The 21,760-nt window shown below is 53.5% G+C and carries 21 protein-coding genes; 15 read left to right on the top strand and 6 right to left on the bottom strand.

Going from position 1 to position 21,760, the window contains the following annotated elements; translation table 11 throughout:
* Positions 1-104: 104 nt before the first annotated feature.
* Genes WHS46_06255 through WHS46_06245 form a run of 3 tightly spaced genes read left to right on the top strand, consistent with a single transcriptional unit; the run spans position 105 to position 2,311 of the window.
* The gene (locus WHS46_06255; protein MEJ5348273.1) at positions 105-860 is read left to right on the top strand and encodes an amino acid ABC transporter permease; all 756 of its coding nucleotides are present in this window, start codon (positions 105-107) and stop codon (positions 858-860) included.
* Between the two features lie 21 nt (positions 861-881).
* Entirely contained in the window at positions 882-1,634 is a 753-nt protein-coding gene (locus WHS46_06250) for an amino acid ABC transporter ATP-binding protein (GenBank protein MEJ5348272.1), read from the top strand.
* On the top strand, positions 1,631-2,311 hold the full coding sequence (locus tag WHS46_06245) for an amino acid ABC transporter permease (GenBank protein MEJ5348271.1): 681 nt from the start codon (positions 1,631-1,633) through the stop codon (positions 2,309-2,311). The genes WHS46_06250 and WHS46_06245 overlap by 4 nt, the downstream gene beginning before the upstream one ends.
* Positions 2,312-2,654: 343 nt before the next feature.
* On the opposite strand, the gene WHS46_06240 is transcribed toward WHS46_06245, so the two are convergent.
* Positions 2,655-4,001 carry an aspartate aminotransferase family protein gene (locus WHS46_06240; GenBank protein MEJ5348270.1) on the bottom strand — a complete coding sequence of 449 codons (1,347 nt, stop codon included), beginning with the start codon at positions 3,999-4,001 and terminating at the stop codon, positions 2,655-2,657.
* Between the two features lie 199 nt (positions 4,002-4,200).
* Between WHS46_06240 and WHS46_06235 the strand changes: the two genes are divergently transcribed.
* The 4 genes from WHS46_06235 (at position 4,201) to obgE (ending at position 6,247) form a co-directional block, all read left to right on the top strand.
* Positions 4,201-4,332: a hypothetical protein gene (locus tag WHS46_06235; GenBank protein ID MEJ5348269.1), complete on the top strand. Its 132-nt coding sequence runs from the start codon at positions 4,201-4,203 to the stop codon at positions 4,330-4,332.
* A 106-nt stretch (positions 4,333-4,438) separates the two neighbouring features.
* Positions 4,439-4,813 carry a 50S ribosomal protein L21 gene (gene rplU / locus WHS46_06230; protein MEJ5348268.1) on the top strand — a complete coding sequence of 125 codons (375 nt, stop codon included), beginning with the start codon at positions 4,439-4,441 and terminating at the stop codon, positions 4,811-4,813.
* Positions 4,814-4,816: 3 nt separating this feature from the next.
* Positions 4,817-5,086, top strand: coding sequence for a 50S ribosomal protein L27 (gene rpmA, locus WHS46_06225; GenBank protein MEJ5348267.1), 270 nt, complete (start codon positions 4,817-4,819; stop codon positions 5,084-5,086).
* Between the two features lie 81 nt (positions 5,087-5,167).
* Positions 5,168-6,247, top strand: coding sequence for a GTPase ObgE (obgE, locus tag WHS46_06220; protein ID MEJ5348266.1), 1,080 nt, complete (start codon positions 5,168-5,170; stop codon positions 6,245-6,247).
* Positions 6,248-6,292: 45 nt separating this feature from the next.
* On the opposite strand, the gene WHS46_06215 is transcribed toward obgE, so the two are convergent.
* A complete protein-coding gene (locus tag WHS46_06215) occupies positions 6,293-7,552 on the bottom strand; it encodes a hypothetical protein (GenBank protein MEJ5348265.1) in 1,260 nt (419 codons plus the stop codon).
* Positions 7,553-7,917: 365 nt separating this feature from the next.
* Here WHS46_06215 and WHS46_06210 point away from each other — a divergent pair, with 365 nt between their 5' ends.
* Both WHS46_06210 and WHS46_06205 read left to right on the top strand, forming a co-directional pair.
* Complete coding sequence (locus WHS46_06210; protein ID MEJ5348264.1) at positions 7,918-8,961, top strand: DUF933 domain-containing protein; 1,044 nt, start codon at positions 7,918-7,920, stop codon at positions 8,959-8,961.
* Positions 8,962-9,664: 703 nt separating this feature from the next.
* A complete protein-coding gene (locus WHS46_06205) occupies positions 9,665-10,408 on the top strand; it encodes a hypothetical protein (protein MEJ5348263.1) in 744 nt (247 codons plus the stop codon).
* Between the two features lie 302 nt (positions 10,409-10,710).
* On the opposite strand, the gene WHS46_06200 is transcribed toward WHS46_06205, so the two are convergent.
* Positions 10,711-11,775 (bottom strand): 4Fe-4S dicluster-binding protein, encoded by a 1,065-nt coding sequence (locus WHS46_06200; GenBank protein ID MEJ5348262.1) that lies wholly within the window; start codon positions 11,773-11,775, stop codon positions 10,711-10,713.
* 224 nt (positions 11,776-11,999) lie between these two features.
* Between WHS46_06200 and mgtE the strand changes: the two genes are divergently transcribed.
* Positions 12,000-13,361, top strand: a complete 1,362-nt coding sequence (gene mgtE / locus WHS46_06195) for a magnesium transporter (protein MEJ5348261.1) — start codon at positions 12,000-12,002, stop codon at positions 13,359-13,361.
* A gap of 24 nt (positions 13,362-13,385) precedes the next feature.
* On the opposite strand, the gene glgA is transcribed toward mgtE, so the two are convergent.
* Positions 13,386-14,858, bottom strand: a complete 1,473-nt coding sequence (glgA, locus tag WHS46_06190) for a glycogen synthase GlgA (GenBank protein ID MEJ5348260.1) — start codon at positions 14,856-14,858, stop codon at positions 13,386-13,388.
* Positions 14,859-14,978: 120 nt separating this feature from the next.
* Between glgA and WHS46_06185 the strand changes: the two genes are divergently transcribed.
* Positions 14,979-15,971, top strand: coding sequence for an AsnC family transcriptional regulator (locus tag WHS46_06185; GenBank protein MEJ5348259.1), 993 nt, complete (start codon positions 14,979-14,981; stop codon positions 15,969-15,971).
* Between the two features lie 14 nt (positions 15,972-15,985).
* On the top strand, positions 15,986-16,321 hold the full coding sequence (locus WHS46_06180) for a hypothetical protein (protein MEJ5348258.1): 336 nt from the start codon (positions 15,986-15,988) through the stop codon (positions 16,319-16,321).
* Between the two features lie 295 nt (positions 16,322-16,616).
* On the opposite strand, the gene WHS46_06175 is transcribed toward WHS46_06180, so the two are convergent.
* Positions 16,617-17,120 carry an FKBP-type peptidyl-prolyl cis-trans isomerase gene (locus WHS46_06175; GenBank protein MEJ5348257.1) on the bottom strand — a complete coding sequence of 168 codons (504 nt, stop codon included), beginning with the start codon at positions 17,118-17,120 and terminating at the stop codon, positions 16,617-16,619.
* A 55-nt stretch (positions 17,121-17,175) separates the two neighbouring features.
* A complete protein-coding gene (locus WHS46_06170; protein ID MEJ5348256.1) occupies positions 17,176-17,790 on the bottom strand; it encodes a tetratricopeptide repeat protein in 615 nt (204 codons plus the stop codon).
* A 1,182-nt stretch (positions 17,791-18,972) separates the two neighbouring features.
* Between WHS46_06170 and WHS46_06165 the strand changes: the two genes are divergently transcribed.
* The 3 genes from WHS46_06165 to dsrB all read left to right on the top strand — a co-directional run bounded on the left by WHS46_06165 (position 18,973) and on the right by dsrB (position 21,731).
* Positions 18,973-19,209: a dissimilatory sulfite reductase D family protein gene (locus WHS46_06165; protein MEJ5348255.1), complete on the top strand. Its 237-nt coding sequence runs from the start codon at positions 18,973-18,975 to the stop codon at positions 19,207-19,209.
* Positions 19,210-19,344: 135 nt separating this feature from the next.
* Positions 19,345-20,619: a dissimilatory-type sulfite reductase subunit alpha gene (gene dsrA / locus WHS46_06160; GenBank protein MEJ5348254.1), complete on the top strand. Its 1,275-nt coding sequence runs from the start codon at positions 19,345-19,347 to the stop codon at positions 20,617-20,619.
* 11 nt (positions 20,620-20,630) lie between these two features.
* A complete protein-coding gene (gene dsrB / locus WHS46_06155) occupies positions 20,631-21,731 on the top strand; it encodes a dissimilatory-type sulfite reductase subunit beta (GenBank protein ID MEJ5348253.1) in 1,101 nt (366 codons plus the stop codon).
* The last annotated feature ends 29 nt before the right edge of the window (positions 21,732-21,760 follow it).

Here is a 21,760-nt window from a genome sequence, read left to right as displayed (position 1 = left end):
TCGGTAACAAAAAAACGGAAACCGTGCAACCCTGTTAGAACCGTTGGCGGCTTTGGAATGGTTCCCGTATAGGGCGCCATTTTCCTTGAACGATCCTAAAGCGTTTGTTATCTGTTACCGCTCGTTCTTTGCAACGTTTCAACACAAAGCGGGCGCTGAAGACGGCGCGGGCTCATGGATGGTGGGTTCGAAAGACCATGGATTTCATCGCGGTTCTCAAGGAAGGCCTTCCTTACGTTTTCAAGGGTACCTGGGTCACTCTTGTGGTGGTGGCGGGGGCTTTGTCATTCGGTTTGGCCATCGGCCTTCCTTTAGCCGTTGGACTGGTCTATGGTCCCAAGTGGCTTCGGCGGATCATTGGCATTTACGTTTGGTTTTTTCGAGGCGTTCCTTTGCTGGTGCTTCTGTTCCTTTTTTACTTCGGAATTTTTCCTTTTCTGGGCTTGGATCTCTCCGCTTTTGCCGTGGCCGTTATTGTCTTGGGGTGCATCAGCGGCGCGTATCAATCCCAGATTCTTAGAGGAGCCATTTTGTCCATACCCGAAGGCCAGATGCAGGCGGCGCGCGCTGTGGGTATGAGTGACCTGCAGGCCGTGGTTTTCATTGTTCTTCCTCAGGCTCTGCGTCTAGCGGTTCCCGGCTGGTCCAATGAGTATGCGATTCTGCTCAAGGATTCCGCGGTGACTTATGCCTTGGGTGTGGCAGAAATCATGGCGCGCGCTCACCATGTGGCTTCCCGCACCTATCAACATCTTCCCATCTACATCAGTGCGGGTCTTCTCTTCATGCTCCTTACCTTTGCGGGAACCCGCCTCCTGGGAGCCGTTCATAAAAGGGTCCGGATGAAGGGCTATGTTTAAGGAGTGTTTTTCGAAAAGATCATGGAAACCATTCTGGAAGTTCATAAGATTCGTAAGCATTACGGGGATAAGGAAATCGTCAAGGGGGTTTCCTTGGCGTTGCGCCGAGGCGAAATCAAAGTCCTTATAGGTCCGTCGGGAGCGGGTAAGAGCACCTTGTTGCAGATGATCAACTTCCTCGTCATGCCTGACGAAGGGAGCATTGTTCTGGAAGGACGGCGCATCGATCCCTGCCGTAAAAGGGAGCTTTACGCTTACCGGCAGCAGGTTGGCATGATTTTTCAGGAATTCAACCTCTTTGATCACCTTACGGCGCTGGGAAACGTGGAAATAGGTCTCCTTCGAGTGAAGAAAATGAATCGGAAAGAGGCGCATCAACGCGCCATGGCAGAATTGGAACGGGTAGGTCTGGCAGAGCATGCCGGCAAGTATCCTGCGGAACTCTCCGGCGGTCAAAAACAAAGGGTTTCCATCGCTCGAGCTTTGGCTCTGGATCCAAAAGTGATGCTTTTGGATGAACCGACCTCGGCCTTGGATCCGGAACTGATCGGGGAGGTGCATGCGGTGATTCGAGATCTGGGAGCCTCCGGCATGACCATGATCATGGCGACGCATCAAATCGGATTTGCCCGTGCTCTGGCTCACGAAATGATCTTCATGGAAGACGGTCAGATCGTGGAACAGGGACCTCCCAACGTCATCCTGGATGAGGCGAGATGCGCCCGCACCCGCGAGTTCTGTGCGAAGATCGATCAGTTAGGTGCTCGATTGTGATTTCGGAAGAATTGATTTTTCTCTCGAGAGAACTGATTCCTGCCTTGCTTCGAGGTGCCGCGGTTTCGGTGCGCCTGATTGTTCCTTCGGCTGTATTGGGCTTTGCCTGTGGTGTGCTGGCAGGCTCGTGCCGAGTCTATGCGGCGCCGCCTGTTCGCTGGCTGGCTGACGCCTATGTGGCGGTTTTCAGGGGTTTTCCGCTTCTGGTGCAGCTCTACATCTGGTATTTCGGAATGCCTCGCCTCGGACTGTACCTCACACCCTTTCAAGCCGCCGTTCTGGGCTTTACGCTCTGCAGTGGGGCCTATCATTCGGAGTACATTCGAGGGGCTTTGCTGGCCATCAAACGCGGTCAGATTTTGGCGGCTCAGGCCATCGGCATGAGCCGCTTGCAAACCATCGTGTATATCATTTTGCCTCAGGCCGTAAGGCGAGCCCTTCCTGGCTGCGGCAATGAATGGATTTATCTGATCAAGTATTCTTCATTGGCCTATATGGTGACGTGCATTGAACTTACAGGAGAAGGTAAAATCATCGCCTCCTCCACCTTCAAATACACCGAAGTTTTTGCCGCTGTAGGGTTTGTCTACCTCCTGTTTGTCACCCTTGCCACATGGATTCTCAAAGCTTTGGAAAAACGTTTGACCCTTCCTGGTTTTGAATTCCACAGGGTTTGAAAACCTTTTTCGGAACATCATTTGAAGTGTTGTAAAAAACCTGACGCAGAGAGCTTCTCCGAGAACTCGCAACACCAAGGTTTTTAATGGCATTTCAAGGTAGGAACGAGGCCCCGCCTCGCCCCTACAAAATGATACCGGACGAGGTCCTTAAAGCGCGAACACTTCGCCCGCATCATAAGCGGGCCAAAGCCCCGCACTTCAAGGAAATGATGGTTTTCGATTGGGTTTTAGGGGCAGCGGCGTTTGAGGGGTCGAGATCAAGAAAGAGGGGCACGCCTCGACGTGCCCAGTAAAGAATCGAGCCACGATTGCAGACAAGGTCTTGAAAGTCTCGAGGGGTTCAGAGAACCTGGGACGACACGGCGCCCAAGGCATCGTCAAGTATACGTGTCATGTGGGCGATGCCTTCCTCATCGATGATAAATGGCGGAGCCAGCAGAAGATGATCTCCATGGATACCATCCGCGCCTCCGGATCCTGGATACGTGATCAGGCCTCGTTCAAAGGCTTCCTGGGCCACTCGAGCATTCACTTTAAGGGTTGGAGGAAAAGTCTGCTTGGTGTTTCGATCTTGAACCAGTTCGATGCCCGCAAACAGGCCGAGGCCGCGTACATCGCCAACAATGGCATGTTTTCGAAGGGATTGAAGGTGTTCCAGAAGCACCTTGCCCATGGCGGCCGATCGTTCGACAAGCTTGTGTTCTTCGATGTAACGCAACACCGCTGCTCCAATGGCGACAGATAGGGGATTCTGGCAGTAGGTGTGGCCGTGGACGAAGGCCCCTGTCCCTTGCTTGATGGCTTCGTGGATTTCCTCTTTCACCACCACGGCTCCCAAAGGCGTATACCCTGAACTCAGGCCCTTTGCGGCGACGATGACATCCGGCACGACTCCCCAATGATCCAGGGCAAATCGTCGTCCTGTTCGCCCAACACCGGTCATGACCTCGTCGGCGATGAGTTTCACTTCATAAGCATTACAAATTTCACGGATACGTTGCCAGTAACCGTCCTTGGGAACCAAGGCCCCTGCCGTGGCTCCCACTACGGGCTCGGCAATAAAGGCGGCGACGGCGTCCGGGCCTTCATATTTGATGGTGCGTTCCAGTTGGTCGGCGCATTCCAAATGACATGTTTCGGGCTCCCGTCCAAAGGGGCATCGGTAACAGTACGCCGGTTCAATATGCGGTGTATGAAGGAAGAGAGGAAGATAATGGCGGCGACGACCAGTGTGACCTCCTAGAGCCAGTGCCCCTGTGGTGTTTCCGTGGAAGCTGGTCCAACGGCTGATTACCTTGTATTTATCCGGCTTTCCTACTTCTCTCCAATATTGACGCACGACCTTGACGGCCGTTTCCACCGCCTCGGATCCTCCGGAAAGAAAATAGACGCGATTGAGGGAAGGGTCAGGAGCCATGCGGGTTAAAAGGTCGGCGCATTCCAGGGCGGCTTCACTGGTGAAGTGGCTGCTATGAGCAAAGCAGATACGCTGCGCCTGAGCTTTCATGGCTTCCAGAATCTCCGGCACTCCATGGCCGATGCTGACCACGCACGCACCACCGGAACCGTCGATGTAACGACGGCCTTCCTTATCCCATATGAAAATCCCTTCACCACGATCCACGACGGGGTAGGTCTTGCGAAGGTTTCGGTAAAAGACGCGCTCTGAGCTTTGATGTGTTGTCATGTCAAAATTTCCTCTTCCCGTTTTCTTTATGAACACACCGGTATCATTGCCGCTCAACACAAGGCCTCTTTATGCCAATCCATGCCTTTTGTGAAGGCTCATGTGCGAGTTCCCTGAAGCGAGGGAAAAACCTTGACAGGATCCAGGAAGGCCATTTATAAGACCCCGTTACGTCGCTTCTGGAAGGAGCCCGCATGGTATGCGACTGCGAAGCCCTTGTCTGGATTGTGACAAAAAGGACCAGGACAAAAACAAGTGCCTGGAAGATTGTGAGAAACTGAAAGAGTTTCAGGAAATGCTCACACGGAAAGGCACATACGCTCGAAGATGACAAAGCACTCCGTGCGCCTGTCACCGAGCGGCCGCGGGCCGCTTTTTTTGTCGTGTCAGGAACAAAGCGGAGAGGCTCATGCAGCAAAAAGGCGGAGGACGAGCCGATGTACGCGATCGTGGAATGTGGGGGAAAACAGTACAAAGCCGAACCCGGTGCGTTGCTCAAAGTGGAAAAGCTTCCCGGAGAAGCCGGAGAAGAGATCCTTTTGGATCGTGTGCTTCTGGTGGCTGATGGAGAAGAGATTCATGTGGGACGTCCTCTCGTTGAGGGCAAGGTGGTGCGAGCTCGCATTGTGGAGCACGGCCGGGGTGACAAGATCGTTATTTTTAAGTACAAGCGGCGTAAGGATTCCCGCAAAAAGCAAGGGCACCGACAGGCCTATACGGCGGTGAAAATCGAGGGGATCGAGGATCGATTGCCCATCACCTCGCAACAGACCGTCTCGGAGGTCAAGGCGGCCGGGAATGAGGAGGCATAAGCCATGGCACACAAGAAAGCAGGCGGCAGCTCAAGGAACGGTCGAGACAGCGCCGGGCAACGGCGTGGCGTTAAGAAATACGGGGGTGAGTTTGTCCGTGCCGGCAACATTTTGGTCCGGCAGCTGGGTACCAAATTTCATCCTGGAAAAAATGTGGGGATCGGTAAGGACTACACCTTGTTTGCTCTGATCGACGGGGTGGTGGCCTTTGAATACAAGGATAAGCAGCGCCAAAAGATCAGCGTCTACCCGGTGGCGGCACAGACCACCTAGATCATCGTCGTTGAGAAAAGCATCCGTGCGTGTGAAGCGGGGGGGCGAAGCTCCCCCGTTGTATTTTTTCGGGAGCCCCTCATGCGTTTCGTGGATGAAGTTCGAATAGAAGTGCATGCCGGACGCGGCGGCAACGGATGCGTGAGCTTCCGCCGGGAAAAGTATGTGCCTCGAGGCGGGCCCGATGGAGGGGACGGCGGCAAAGGCGGGGACGTGGTTTTGGAAGCGACGGAACGCAAGCAAACTCTGCTGGATTTTCGATATAAGCGTTGCTACCGGGCTCAAAGAGGCCGGCACGGCCAGGGAAAAGATAAACACGGTCGCAGTGGGGAAGACTTGGTCTTGTTGGTCCCCGTGGGCACTCTAGTCAAAGATGCTCACACGGGACAAGTTCTTGTGGACCTCAACAAGCCGGGAATGCGATGGACGGCGGCTCGAGGCGGCCTCGGAGGACGCGGGAACGCTCGGTTTGTGACCTCCACACGACAAGCTCCACGCATGGCCGAAGAAGGCAAAGAAGGAGAATCCCGCGAACTCATTCTGGAGCTTAAGCTTCTCGCGGACGTGGGCCTTGTGGGATTTCCCAACGCCGGGAAATCCACACTGATTGCCGCCGTTTCCGCAGCACGCCCCAAAATCGCCGATTATCCCTTTACCACTCTTGTGCCTAATCTGGGTGTGGTGGCTTACGGGGACGCTCCCCCTTTTGTGATGGCGGACATTCCAGGTCTTATAGAAGGCGCTCATCAAGGAGCCGGCCTGGGCATTCGTTTTCTGCGGCATATCGAAAGAACCCGCATTCTGGTCCATGTGGTGGACGCGGCGGCCGTGCCTCGTGCAAATCCTTTGGAACCTTATAGAATCATCGAAAATGAACTGGGGCAGTACTCTGAAAAATTAATGCTTAAACCTCGCCTGGTTGCGCTCAACAAAATGGATCTGATTGCTAATCCTGAAGATCGACAACATTTGCTGGAGTTCTACAAAGGATTAGGGCATCCTACGGTGGCCATTTCCGCCTTGACTCGGCAAGGACTCGACAGTTTCCTTCAAACCGTTGTGCATATCTTGGAACATACATCTCGGGAACCAGAAGAACCATCCGTTGCGGAGCCCTCAGAAAGCCCTTGCGAAGACAGGCCTCCGTGGATTTCCCAATGATTCGAGCACGAAATCTCTAAATAAAGGAAAAGCCTTTCATTATCGTCACGAGTCTTCGCCGGGCAGGTCGCTCAGAGGAATAATGCGGCGGGGACGCTCAAGATTTTCTTGAAGCCGGCATGCTTCTTCATGGCTTGGCACAAAAGCCCACCAGGTTTCGGGGTCCAACTCATCCAAAAAAAGATCTGCAGGCAGCCTCCATTCCCTTTCTCTTTTCCATGAAATGCGGCCGGGCTGATGCAATTGAAATCGGAAACGGTCCTTTGCCGAAATCTTCGCATAATCCTCTTCACGGGCATAAATGACGGGTTTGGCTCCAAGTTCTTGCAAAACTTGCTTTGTGACAGCGATCCCGTAAGGTTCAAAGGTCCATCGAATCAAGGCGGGATTCCACCGTATAAGCTTAGACAGATCCCCTGGGGCGACGCGTGTCCAGGACACCACGGGGATTCCGTGGCGAATCAACCGTCCACTGGCTCTCACGCGTCCCTCAGAAAGGATATGCCACAGGGTGTCCAAGGCTGTGTGGTCGGCCCACGGCTTGGCCTTCAACAGATCTTCAGCCCAGGCACATCGGCTTTGTCCAGGCCACGGTCCGGGACACGATCTCGTGTAATGGAAAAGCAAGGCTTCCTTTTGGAGGCTCGAAGGTTTTGACAAGGAGCGCCTCGTTATGGGGGTGTGCATGGGTTTTGGGGTTGAAACGCCGGATTTGCTCGGTTGAGGCCATGCTTGGGTACAATGGGGAAAGGAGTCGAGAATTTTTCGGTTTCCTTCCGTTTCCGAGGACACCTTGGAACATGGGAAAACCCAGGTGTGTTTAGGGTGGAATGACAACTCATCCCAGAGAACTTCAGCCAGATTGCCTTGAGCGCGGACGGCAAGCACAAAGAAATGCTGAGCTATGGCCGCCACAAGGCGGTCTCGACAAACCACGTACCGGGACGGCGAACAGGCGGCGCGGCCCGGAAGACAAGAAAGGACCCATGAGGGCTTAAGGTCTGGAAAATAAGAAATCCATTCCTGAAAAACGGGTCGAGTGCGGGAAGGCACAGCCACAAGCACAAGGGGTTTACGGTAAAGTTGCGCCCAGCATGAGGTCAAATCGTAGACGGGTGTTTGATAGCTGCTCACCCATCCCACGGGATGTTTCGCCATGTGTTCAAAGACCTGACGCAAAGCGAGCACCCAAGGATCTTGGCCATGGGTGTTTTTCCCTTTGCGTGAATTGAAAGCCGCACAGAGGGTGATGTTCGGTTCCGGCGGGGTTCCCCACGCAAAGAGATATTTTGGACAGGATTCCATAGGATGTCCGGGAGGAAACCGGCACCTGAGAACTTTCGTTCCCAGGGCCATCCACTGGTGGGTCAGGGTCTTTGATTTTTCAAGAATTTTTGGAAGCCTCGGCGATCCGGTTGACACCCGCTGCGCCTTCCTGGAAGACTCCCATGCGGGTTCCAGCTTTGCGTCGGGGCTCCATGTTCGAATCAATGCCTCCAACTGTTCATGTCGCAACGGACCGCTCAGAGTCCCTTCCGCTTCCATCACGGCGGCAGCCCGGAGCAACGCATTGCTCAAGTTCCTTGAAAGATGTATGAAAGAAACACGCTTTTCCATAATCACCATTATGCAAAGAAGTGCTTGGAACGGCAAGATTAAGGGGAAGGCACATGAAACTGGGCATTGTTGGTCTAAGCAGATCTGGAAAAACCACCGTCTTTAATGCGTTGACCCAACGCACCGGTGAATCCGCAGCCGTTTCCGGGCAAGTTGTGCCGGTTTTGGGTGTGGTACCGGTTCCCGATACCCGTCTTGAGTGGTTGTTCAGCTTGTATCAACCTCGAAAAAAGACGCCGGCGCAAGTGACTTACACGGATCTTCAGGGAATAGCGGGAGTTGCTGAAAAGAAAAAGGATTACATGGCCTTGCTTCTGACGCACATGCGCCCGGTGGAAGCTTTCCTCGTCGTGGTGCGCAATTTTTCGGATCCCGCTCTCGGCCTTCCTCATCCGGCACGAGACCTTCGGGAACTGGAAGAAGAATTCCTTTTAGCGGATTTGGCGACGGTGGAGAAACGCCTGGAACGCATCGAGGCGGAACTCAAAAAAGGTCGAAAAACCGCCGCCGTGGAACTGGAACTTCTGCAACGGTGCGCCGAACTTCTCAACCAAGAAAAACCTTTACGAACCGAACCGAGTCTGGCAACGGCTCCGGAACTCAAAGGGTATACTTTTCTGTCGGCCAAGCCCATCCTTGTGGTTGTCAACAATGACGACGATAATCCACATGTTCCCGAGGACTTGAAGGGTCTAGAGGATGTTTTGGTCATTCGAGGAAGGCTCGAAATGGAAATGGCGCAGCTTAGTGAAGCCGATGCGGCTGTTTTTCGAGAGGATTACGGCATTACGGATTCGGCCATGGACCGTGTGATTCGACGTTCTTTTCAGCTCCTGGGGCTTGGGAGCTTTTTCACGGTTGGAGAGGACGAGGTCAAAGCCTGGACGATTCCTTGTGGACTGCCTGCGGTGGAAGCGGCCGGCGTGGTCCATTCAGACATGAAAAAAGGCTTTATTCGGGCGGAAGTGGTGGCCTATGAGGATCTGCGCCGAGCCGGAGACTATGCCGCAGCTCGAAAACAGGGTCTTGTTCGTCTGGAAGGTCGAGATTACCCTGTGAAAGACGGAGACATCGTGCATTTTCGTTTTAATGTGTAGCCACGTGTTCGAGGACTCAAAATGGACCACCCGAGGAAAAGGTATTGCAAGGAGCAAGGGTACGGCGCTCCGTGCCCGTATAGATGAAACCGTCATGTCCCCGAGAGCGTGTTCTTCCCGATGGCTTCTCGTCTGGGCGGGAGGCCGGCGCATGCAGGAAAGGAGAAAGTTTCAGGCTTGCGGGGGTGGGACAAACCTTGACCCTGCTTTGAAATGGCCTCAGAGACATCGGGATCGCGAGTTCTTGGACAGGCTTCAGCAAGCGTTCTGAAGCCCCGAATCTGGAATCTAAGGGCAAAAACCTCAGGGGGTGAGAGAAAGTGTTCTTTTTCATCGGAGGCATTCAGCCCAAAACCAAGACCTTGGATGAAACGCCGCGTTTATGCCCGGCTTGTGGACTGGCTCAAGCACGCCTCAGACGCATCGACCACTACCTCAGCCTTTTCTTCATTCCACTTTTTCCGGTCAAAAAAGGTGAACCTCTGCTCATGTGCGATCGATGCGGTTATGCGGCGCCACCGGATGAAGTTTTTCAAGGAAGACCTTCTCCTTCGCCACCTTTAACTGTTACAAATCGATGTCCATCGTGTGGCAGGGCCTTGGAACCCTCTTTTGTGTATTGCCCTTCTTGCGGAAGAAAGGTATAAGCGGGGAACCCATAAGGGGCCATGTTCACATCTTATGAGGTCGGTGCGGAGTATCGATGAAAAACGAAGCCAACGCCAAAGGGAACATCATCTCCTTTCCGATGGTGGCCAAGCCCAACATAGAGGACATCTTTGCCGAATTTCTCTCGGACCAGAAAAAACGTCTGAAACCTCAGACTTTTCGACGCTACGAGGAGGTTATCTCTCTTTTTCACACCTCCTTGAATCTTTACGGTTACCAAGAGCTGCCCACGGCCGGAGAAAACACCCTGTACCGGCGCTTGGTGGATTACAAGGATCAAACATTTTGCGCCATTTTTGGTCCGGAAAAGATTCCTTCTGGAGTGTCCACATTTCTGACATTTTTTATGATTCGCAAGGTCATGGCTTCGGAATCGCTTCTACGAGCGGCAGGAACGGTCACCAAAGCTCTCATGAAATGGCTGGTTGCCAAAAGCTACGCCCCAAAGGAAGAAGCTCGCAAAGCCATGGACTTAGCGGCGGAAGCCTCTAGGGAGCTTCCAGCCGCCGAACGCCTTGCTCGGTTGCTCTACGATTTTTCCCAAACCCATCCTCCCCGGACCTGGGACGACGAACTGGATGACTATTTTGTCGTTGAGGACATTCGGCCGGGTGTTCTCATCCTTTCCGGCGTGACCATGGACACCGGACTTCTGGAAGTCAAGGTTCCCAAAGTGATCACCGACCATTGTAAAGTGGGCTGGCAGATCAACTTGCTGTTGGGAGAGACACGAAGCGGTTGGAGAATCCTCGAGTCAGGAAATGTTTATCCGCTCTGAGAGGCCAAGAGCGATCGGTCCGCCTCATTGAAGTCTTTGACGTTTATAAGTGTAAAACTTCTCCACAGGCTAAGGCTTGCAACAGGATTTCTGCCATGGAAGCCCTTGATCTCACGATCCTATTCCACTCAGGTTTTTTTTTAAGGCGGACATGGAAGTCCGCCTCAAAAACCACCTTGAAAGAAATTCCCTGTCATCGAGATCCTTGAAAACCGAACTCTTTGTTTCTTTCCAACGCCTGACAACCGACTTCTAGCGATAGTCGAAAATACTCCAAGAATGATCCCGGCGCTGGATCGGCCTTATGACGCCATGCGCTGAAGGGCCATCATCTTATACAGGTCAAAGGGATGAGCCGGAGGAGTCTTTTTTTGATCCTCCGGCTTGGGTTCCAAGGCGATCGCTTCTTGCGGGCAAGTAGGGACGCACACGCCGCAGCCGATGCATCGTTTGGAATCCACGTGGGCAATGCCTTCTGCCATGGCCATGGCATCCATCTGACAGCGTTCCACGCAGGTTTCACATCCGACACAGTCCTCTTCTCGAACTCGAGCCAGATAATTGCTGACGACAAAATCAGCAGGTGTAGGAAGCTTTTTGAGATTCTTTAAGATTTGGCAGCAGCATCCGCAGCACAGACAGATGTTCATCACTTTCTGGGCGTTGGACGGTTGCAAAACCAGGGCATGCTCTTCGGCCATCTCCAGAATCTTATGGGCTTCTTCCTGATCGATGGGGCGTCCTAATCCATTTTCTTCATAGTATTGGGCTCCCGAGCCGAAAACGAGGCAGGTTTCCAATGGACGATCACAGCCCTTTCCCACCATTGCGTGTTCTTTGCGGCAGATACACGGAGCCACAACGATTTTATCCTGTTCCGCAAGGATGCGGCGGGCTTCTTCGTAAGGCATAACGCTTTGTTCCGGCGTGATGGAACGGGGTAGAGGAATGGTACGCAACTGAGGCGTTTTTAAAGCCAAACTTTTTTCAAAAAAAACAGGAATGTATTCATTGACCAAGGCGATGAGTTCTTCGTCCAAAGCATTCACATGGTATTCCCAGATACCAATAACGAATTGAGCCGCCATGTAACGGGTTTCAGATCCCTTCCGCAGGCGAAAAATCAACCCCTTTTTGGCCATTGCTTCCAATTTGGTAGCCAGCTCTTGGGAGGGTAATCCGGCTCGTTCCGCAATGCTTTCCACAGGTTCCGGCTTCAAGGAAAGAAGAACTGCCAGGTGGGCCTCTTCCGGGGTAAAGAGTTTTTCAAGGATTTTCAATTCCACGCCGGATTCCGTGCGAGGAAAACCTGCGGGCAATCGGTCGAGATGTCGTGCAAGCCTTTCGTAGGCGTCGAGTTCGTTCATGGATCTATCTCCTTTTCGGTTGGCCTTTACCGGCAAAAATGCAGGAGCGACTTTTTTCTGGTGTCTTATCAACCAAGCAGGCTGGCAATAGAAGGCGCATCGACGCCTGTCAAGCCTTTTTGGAGGGGTGCGGAAAGGGGCATTGAAAAGCTGGAGAGATTCTGCTAGCAGAGCAGAGCTTTGCAGACAGAAAGTGGCGGTGAAAGAAGCAGAGGGGTGTTTTCATGACGTTAAATGAAAGTTTCGAAGGTCTGCTCCATGAAGGGGGCATCACCGAGCGGTGGGAAGCGTTGCAGCAGACTTTGGAAAGTATGCACCCGGCCGATGCCGCCCTGCATCTGGCTCAATACAAACCCGAGGATATCGCTCGCATTGTGGAGGTGCTTGGGCCGGAAAAGGTTCTCACTATTTTTGAGTTTCTACCTTTTGAGACACAAAAAGAAACACTGCCTTTTCTTAGCCGGAATACGGTGGTGAGGCTTATCACCTTGATGCGTCCCGATGATAGGGCCGACCTGGTGGAAGAACTGGACGAGGATTTTCAGGATAAGCTTTTATCGTTGCTGATCAAAGCGGAACGACAAAATCTGCTGAAGCTTCTCACGTACCCCGAAGAAAGTGCCGGGGCCTACATGACCACCGACTACGCCTCCCTTATAGCCACGCAAACCGTTCGGGAGGCCTTGGATGACCTGCGCCTGCAGGCTCCCAAAAAGGAAACCATATATTACGCCTATGTGGTGGATGAAAGGCGTCATCTTGTCGGGATTGTGTCTTTGCGGGACCTCATCATGGCCCGCCCGGAAAGTTTGATAGAACGCATCATGTCCCGGCAGGTGATTTCTGTCCCGGTGGACATGGACATCGAGCTGGTGGCCAAAGAAATGAGGCATTACGACTTCTTGGCCATGCCTGTGGTGGACGGCGAAAAACGCCTGGTGGGGATCATCACCTACGATGACATCTTTGATGTCATCACAGAAGAAGCTACAGAGGACATGTATCTGTTGGCCAGCTTGGATACGGACGAAAGAATTTCGTCGCCTGTCATCAGATCCGTCAAGCTTCGATCTCCCTGGCTTTTGGTGAACCTGGGAACGGCGCTCATCGCCTCCTATACGGTCAGTCTCTTTTCGGAAACCATCGCGCATTTCGTCGTCCTGGCATCCCTCATGCCTCTCGTAGCCGGCCTCGGAGGTAATGCGGGCACGCAGTCCCTCACGGTGGTCGTACGTGCCCTTGCTTTAGGGGAAATTCTGGACAAAGGCACGTGGCGGGTCGTCTTGCGTCAGATGACCGTGGGGTTGTGCAACGGAGCTCTGTGCGGTGCGGTTCTTGCCGTCATCACACTGGCCTGGCACCACAATCCGTGGCTTGCCCTCATCATGTGGCTGGCTATGATTTTTAACATGATCGTGGCAGGATGCTTGGGAGCGCTCGTTCCCATCGTGTTGCGAAAGCTTAAATTGGATCCCGCGTTGGGATCGAGCATCTTTGTGACGGCTGCTACGGATACAGGAGGCTTTTTCTTTTTTCTGGGCTTGGCAACCCTCTTCATGAATCGCATAACGGCGAGCGGCGCTTGAAACCAGCCAAGAGACTTGGCGTTTTCAAGGCCCGCTTGACGGGGCGAGCATCTCTTCATACAAGGAAACATAAGCCCGAGCCGCTCGATCCCAGCTAAAGTCTTCTCGCATGGCCCTTTGCTGCAAGCCACGCCATTTTTCCGAGTCCTGAAAAGTGTCCAGAGCCTCCTTTAAAGCAGCCAAAAAGGCCTCCTTGGTGTGCACGTAAAACTTGAAACCGTTTCCTGTTTCGGGAAATTGGGCGGCATCTACAACGGAATCATCCAAACCTCCCGTGGCGGCGACAATGGGAATGGTCCCGTAACGCATGCTGTACATTTGATTAAGCCCGCAGGGTTCGTATCGAGAGGGCATGAGAAAGATGTCGCCTCCGGCTTCTAACCGATGAGCCAATCCCTCATCAAAAGCCAGCACCACACGCACGCGCTCGGAATGACACGATTGCGCCTGCAAGAGGAGCCGTTCTAAATGAGGATCACCCGTCCCAAGGACGGCCAGGGATACGGAAAGATTCATCATCTCGTCTAGGGCTTCCAGAATAAGGTCGATTCCTTTCTGATGCACCAGTCGGCTGACCACCACGCATAAGGGGTTTTGTCGAACCACGTCAGGAAATCCCAGCTCCTCTAGAACCTTTTCTTTGCATACCTTTTTGCCTTCCAGGCGATCGGCGTCAAAAGGGGCTGGAATGAAAGGATCTTCGGCAGGGTTCCATTGCACGGTGTCAATCCCGTTCAGGATTCCCACAAGAGCGTTTTGACGGCGGCGCAAGATACCGTCCAAGCCGAAACCTTGTTTAGGCTCAAGAATTTCCCTCGCATACCTGGGACTTACCGTAGAAATGCGGTCACTGTAGGCGATGCCCGCTTTGAGGAAATTGCACTGGCCGTAAAATTCCATCCCCTCGATGGTGTAAGCTTCCGTGGGCAGGCCCGTAAGGCTGAAGTAGCTTTCGGGAAAGAGCCCCTGATGGGCCAGGTTGTGTATGGTCAGCAGGGTTCGAACCCGGGCGAAGGCCTGATCATATCGCCAGTGAAAGAAGTGACAGGCAGCGGCGAGTGCCGTTTGCCAATCGTGGAGATGCACGATGTCGGGAATCCAATCCAGATGTTTGCAAAGGGGATAAAGAGCTCTTGAAAAGGTGACGAAACGCTCCGCATTGTCTTCGTAATCGCCGCGAAGAGGGTGCACATATAGGTGGGGGCGATCAAAGAATTCGTCTTTTTCCATGAAATAGACAGGGTACGACGACGGCCGCATCCATTGCCAGAAATGCACATGGTATGTGTGCACGCCGACATGGATGGGGATCCATTCGGCGAGGATTTTGACCGTGTCCCCGTTCCGTTCCACGGCGGGGTAAAGCGGCACGAAAAGCCGCACGTCATGCCCCAAGTTGGCCAAAGCTTCGGGAAGAGCCGCGGTCACATCGGCAAGGCCACCCGTTTTGGCAAAAGGAACGGCTTCCGAAGCACAGAAAAGGATTTTCAACGGCATGAAAGTCTCCCAAGCGAGAAAGGTTTTGGCTTTAACCGCTCAAAATGTTTATCATGAGAAGGCACGGATGCCAAACTGACTTTTGCAGGCCCCATATTTCGAGCGAAGAAAGGGACTTCTTTGGACAGTATCGATCGTCGGCTGCTGGACCACATTCAGCGCTCTTTTCCCATCGAGTCGAAGCCTTACGCCGTGCTGGGGGAAAGGCTCGGCCTTGAAGAACAAGAGGTCCTCTCTCGTATCCAAAACTTAAAGGCCGGGCGCTTGGTTCGCCAGATCAGTGCCATCTTTAACACCGGTGCTTTGGGGTATCAAAGCAGCTTGGTGGCCATGGCGGTCCCGGAAGCTTACACGGAGCAAGCGGCTCGCGTGGTGAATGCTTACCCTGGGGTCAGCCATAACTATCTTCGGCCGGCTTCCTTTAACCTATGGTTTACCATTGCCGTACCACCCGGCAGGAGCCTTGATGACGTGGTGACCAGGCTGTCCCGGGAAGCTGGAGGATGGCCCACGCTCATTTTACCCGCTCTAAAAAAGTATAAACTCGCCGTCGTGCTGGATGTGCTGGAAGATTCGGAAGCCGACACTTCCGCGGGAGGATTGCCGGAAGCTTCTTTGGAATCTTTGGAACGTTTTCACGCCTCGGAGCATAACGTGAAACTGGTTCGATGCCTTCAAGAAGATTTACCTTTGGTTCCTCGTCCCTTTGCTGCATGGGGTCGGTCTTTGGGCATGAATGATGAGGATCTCATGGGCGTTATTCGCCAATGGTTGGCTTGGAGCTGGATTCGACGCTTTGCGGCCGTGCTCAACCACCGACAGGCGGGATTTGGAGCCAACGGTATGGTTGTTTGGCAATGTGACCCATCACGCATCGACGCTTCAGGCATGGCTCTGGCCGCTTTCCCGGAAGTCAGCCACTGTTACCAGAGACCTCTTCATGCGCAGTGGCCTTACAATCTCTATGCCATGATCCATGCCAAAACGGAAAATGAATGCCGAAAGATCGCTAAAAGGCTTTCCGAAGCCGTTGGGCTTGATGAATACCGAATTCTTTTCAGCACTCGAGAATTTAAAAAAATCAGGCTCAAACTTTTTTGGAATGAACCGTAACAGGAGTTTGGCTCGTGGAAGACCGCCAGGAATACGAACGTCGTAAGAAAGCTATTTTTGATCAGATGTCCAAAAGAGGGCAACAGCGCATTCTGAAAATGGGCTACGAAAACTGGGATCCTTTTCAGGAACCCAAAGACCCTCGAGAACAGATCCGCAGTGCGACAGCTTTACAAGCCGGGATGATTCTTGCCGAGTTTTACCAAAGCCAAGGGCATGATGAACGACTGCGAAGCCATCACAAGGAACTGGTGGATCTATGCCGGGGGTTGCTGCGCCAAGACAACAGAGCCATGGCTGTGTATGCGTTCTGCCGCTGGTTCGAACGCACCCAAGGGGAAAAGGCCTGAGACCTTCCTTTCAATAAAGCGGGATCGGTCCTGGCTGCAGAATCCGCTCATCCCGAAACCTAAACGTCCGCACGCCATTTCGTTCCACCGGTTTTCGCTTGTTTGTTCCATCGATTCCTTAAAGCGCCCCCGTATTCGCCCATGGACCCGACCCTGTAGGGGCGGACCGAAGTGTCCGCCCGCAGGCTTTCGGGTGGGATCAGGCCCCCGTGCGTTTGGTGTGCGAACCTTTCACGGTCTGTGCCGAAGACTCAAAATTTTCGCTATCTTCAGAAAACTTTCGGCACCATGGACGTCACGACGCCCCTTGACACGGGCGGAGCTCGACCAGTTCTTCGGGGGTCAAATCTCGAACTTTAAGGATATTCACATGATAGTAAAGATCGTGTCCGGCCAGAGGATGATTGAAATCCAAAACCACCCCTTCGTCGTCTTTCGACTGAACATAATAGCTATACCGTGCGCCCGTGCGGTCGTTGGAGGCGAGAACCCATTTCCCGGGCTGGAGATCACGGCCCTGAGGAAAGTCTTCAAAAGAGCGACGCTTTACCTGGCGGGGATCATAGGGCCCGAAAGCCTCGTCGGCGGGAATCACAAACTGTAGTGTTTCCCCTTCCTTGTGTCCCAAAAGGCGGGCTTCCAGCGCAGGAAGAACCTGACCGTAGCCTACGGCGAAATTCATGGCCGCCGGCTCGTCTCCTCCAAGGATCACAGAGCCGTCTTCAAGGGTGACGGTATATTCCAGTACGACAAGGCGGTCTTTGAGCACTTCCAAAGGAGCTTCTTCGTCCACTAACACGATGTTTTCTCCAGGTGAAGGGAACTTTACTTTTTCTTTAAAGACCTAAAGGAGCTTAGTCATCCAGAGGATAGCCTAGGGCTTGGGCCCGTTGTCTGTGTTTGGCGGCATTTTCCTCGTCCCCCAAGGCTTCATAGGCCACATAGAGATTGAAATGGGCCGGAGCAAAATCCGGTTTGATTTCCAAAGCTCGAAGAGAGGCTGCAATGCTTTCCTGCCATTCCCTCCTTTGAATGTGGGCGATGGCCAGGTTGTTATAGGCTTGTAAAAGATTCGGCATCAGCTCAACCGCTTTTTGACAGGCGGCGACGGCGGCCTGCGGGTCTCCCTTTTGAAGGTACGCAAAACCTAAATTGCTATAGGCCATGGCAAGGGTCGGATCCAGTTCCAGAGCTTTTCGGTTGGCCTCGATGCACTTGTCCAAGTCGCCTTCCTGAAAAAGAAGCCCTCCTAAATTCACATAGGCTTGGGCCATGGAAGGATCACAGGCGATGGCCTGACGAAATTCCGCAATGGCTTCCGCGCGCAGGCCCTTACGTGCGTAGGCCAAGCCTAGGTTGTAGTGAAACACGGGCGAGTCAGGTTCGAAGAAAATCCGCTCACGTAGGTAGCGAATATATTGATTGAGATCCGACTCAAGCTGTTTTGCCTCTTTGGAAGAATCGGTCATGGTCGTCCTCGCACCAAAGATTTGTCCGTCCTGGAACGGGGGTGGCGGCGTCCCCCAATGAGGGAATTTCCACCCGCTTTCGAAATTGCCTCGGGAACCTAACAAGGGCACGAGGCACTGTCAAGAAAAGGTCAAACGAGGGGAAGATTGGGCATTTGTGCCACTCCATCCACCTCGGCAAAACGAACGGTGACACTGGAAGCCTTTCCGAGAACGCATCATGACCGTTGCATGGAATGTCATTTCAAAGAAGAGGCGAAGCACGCCTCGCCCTTACAAGCCTGAACCAGGTTTTTTCCCCGGGTAAAGCAAGTTTCCAGCCCGTTCCTCTTGAGGGCGGGACACCAGCACAAAGACCGGGCCCAAGGCCCGCACCACCAGGAAACAGCCAGGTTTAGCCTTTGCAGGGGCGAGACGCCGCCTTGCCCCTACGCCGCAAGACGTTTGTTTTCCTGCGAGCTCGTGCCTCTGACCTGCCGTTTATGTATGCGGGACTTCTCCGTTCCCAAAGATAAATTCTCGGTCACCCTCGTAGGGGCGGACCCATGTGTCCGCCCCTAGGGCGTTCAGGCACGACAATCCTTTGGGGTGGACACACAGGTCCGCCTCTACAGATGGGGTACCGGCAGAAACCTACCAGCTTGCGCGACATTGAAAAAAGAGCATACCTTTTCCGGAAAATCGATTCCCAGCACACACATGATGCGAGCGCCACGCTCCTAATGCGTGCGGGACGCCCACGCTCCCATGAAACGGCGAGAGACCTTGGTACTGTGAGTTCTCAGACAGGCTCCTACACGTGATGACTCAAGAAATAGTCAGAGGTACTTCCAAGTATTGGAAGAGGATTTTGGAAGGCAAACGGATGTCCCCGCCCTCCAAACGATACGAAACCTTTTCGCCTTGAGTCCTCTCGAGGGAGGTGATTCTCTGTTTTTGAGCCTGACGTTCTTTTCCGTATGTCACGGCAGGGCGGGTATGACATTGAAACCCCAAAGGATCGGCGCTTTGCCACGCGCCGTCATCGGCCGGGTTTTTTGTTGACAAAGCTTGAAACCCAAGTTTATAGAGGTGTGGGCTGCGAGTGAATAGATTCACTTTCTCATTTACCAGTAGCGAATGGATCGGCGGGAGCGCAAAGGCTTCCGATGTTGCTGTTTTTCTATCACAAAGGAGAGGACCATGAGTGAAGAGGCCAAGGCAAAAATTCTTGAGTACATGAAAACTCAGAAAAAAACCAAGCTTTACTTCAACGACCTTTGCAAGGCCGTGCCTGAGCTCAAGATGCGTGAAGCAAAAAAGATCATCAACGAGCTTGTGGAAGAAGGCAAGGTCAAGTATTGGTCGAGCGGCAGCACGACCCTTTACATGCTGCCCGGCGTGGACGATGTGGCGGCTGAAGAAGAAAAAATGAAATAGTTTTAGGGGTGTTCGCCCAAAGAAGCAGGTTCTGGCTCAAGGTGTAAGCTGGATCAAAGGCTGCCGGGACCGAACGCTTTTTGGGGCGTCGGTGTGTGTAAGCGGGTTTTCTCATTCTCTTAAGGAGGTAGAAGGATGGCTTTAAAGCATGCGACCCCAATGCTTGATGAACTGGAAAAGGGTCCATGGCCGAGCTTCGTGACCGACATCAAGCGCGTGGCGGCCAGAAAACCCATGTGCGAAGACCTTCTGGGGCTCTTGGAAATGTCCTATGAGCACAAAGAGGGGCACTGGAAGCACGGCGGCATCGTGGGCGTTTTCGGTTACGGAGGCGGCGTGATCGGGCGGTACTGTGACCGGCCGGATCTCTTCCCCAACGTGGCCCATTTCCACACCATGCGTGTCAATCAGCCGGCAAGCAAGTTCTACACATCCGAAGTGCTCCGCAAGCTGTGCGACATTTGGGAAGAACACGGCAGCGGCTTGACCAACATGCATGGCTCCACCGGCGACGTGATTTTGCTTGGGACCACTACGGATCAGTTGGAGCCCATCTTTTACCGGCTGACCCATGAGCTGGGCATGGACCTGGGCGGTTCCGGATCCAACATGCGGACTCCGGAAGGCTGTGTGGGCAAAGCCCGTTGCGAATGGTCTTGTCTGGACACCCAAGACATCATTTATGACATCACGATGCGGTATCAGGACGAGCTTCATCGTCCCATGTTCCCCTACAAGTTTAAGTTTAAGGCTTCTGGATGCCCCAACGACTGCGTGGCGGCCATTGCCCGGGCCGATTGCTCTATCATCGGAACCTGGAGGGACAAAATCCGCATTGATCAGGAAGCCGTGCGCGCGTATGTGGGTGGCGAACTGGTTCCCAACGGGGGATCCCACGGGTTTGAAAAACGTAAACTGGACATTCAAAAGGAAGTCATCGACCTCTGTCCTACCCGCTGCATGGAATGGGACGGCAAGAACCTGAAAATTTGGGATGAAGACTGTACGCGCTGCATGCATTGCATCAACGTGATGCCTCGTGCCTTGCGGCCGGGTACCGACGTGGGCGCTACCATTTTGTGCGGCGCCAAAGCCCCCATTTTGGAGGGTGCCCAGCTTTCCAGCGTCATCATTCCTTTCATGAAGATGGAACCGCCTTACGAAGAATTTCACTCTTTCGTGGAAAAGATGTGGGATTGGTGGATGGAAAACGGCAAGAACCGCGAGCGTTTGGGTGAACTCATTCAGCGGCTCGGCTTGAGGGAATTCCTGAAGGCCGTGGAGGTGGAACCCGATCCGCGCATGATCAATACGCCTCGCTTTAATCCTTACATCTTTTACGATCCTGCGGACGTCCCTGGCGGCTGGGAACGCGATGGGAAGGCTTACCGCGAACGGCATCATGCATAGGAGGAGACACCATGCCATTCGATCCTAGTGACATCATGAAAGATCGTCTTACCGATATCGGTCCCCCGAAATACGACAAGTTCTTCCCTCCATTTATCAAGGAAAACTACGGTAAATGGAAATACCATGAAATTTTGGAGCCGGGTGTTCTGGTCCACGTCTCCGAAACCGGCGCCGAAGTCTACACGGTACGCGTGGGTGCGGCTCGTCTCCTTTCGGTGGACTTGATTCGAGAGGTCTGCGATATCGCCGACAAGCACTGCGGCGGCTATGTGCGCTGGACGACTCGAAACAACATCGAATTCATGGTCGATGACAAAGCCAAGCTCAAACCTCTGATCGACGATCTGAAGAGCCGTGGCAACTGGTTCCCCATCGGCGGTACTGGTGCCAGCGTAACCAACGTCGTTCATACCCAAGGTTGGGTCCATTGCCATACTCCGGCCATCGATGCTTCAGGTATCGTCAAGGCGGTCATGGACGAACTGTTTGAGTATTTCGGTTCGCATAAGCTGCCGGCCCAGGTGCGTATCTCTCTGGCCTGCTGCTTGAACATGTGCGGCGCCGTCCATTGTTCGGATATCGCGATTCTGGGTGTGCACCGTAAACCGCCCATCATCGAGCACGAACGTGTCCAGAACGTTTGCGAAATTCCGTTGGTCATCGCGGCGTGTCCGACGGCCGCCATCAAGCCGAAAAAGGTCGGGGACTACAAGAGCGTCGAGATCAACGAAAACCGCTGTATGTTCTGCGGGAACTGCTACACCATGTGTCCGGCCCTGCCCTTGGCGGACGGCGAAGGTGACGGTATCGCTCTGTGGGTGGGTGGCAAAGTGTCCAACTCCCGTGTGCCGCCTAAGTTCTCCAAGCTGGCCGTGCCCTATATTCCCAACGAACCGCCGCGTTGGCCGACAACGGTTCAAACGATCAAGAAGATGCTGGAAACCTACGCTTCCGATGCACGTCGCTATGAGCGTGTCGGGGAGTGGATCGAACGCATCGGGTGGGAACGGTTCTTTGAAAAGACAGGAATCGAATTCCGCCATGAGCACATTGACGACTACAGGCTCGCCATGATGACCTGGCGGACCACAACGCAGTTCAAGTTCTAAAAAGGCAGGTGCCGCCGGCCCTGCAAAAG

The organism is Desulfosoma sp. (assembly GCA_037481875.1).
Taxonomy (GTDB): Bacteria; Desulfobacterota; Syntrophobacteria; order Syntrophobacterales; family DSM-9756; genus Desulfosoma.
This window is presented reverse-complemented; position numbering and strand designations above follow the sequence as displayed.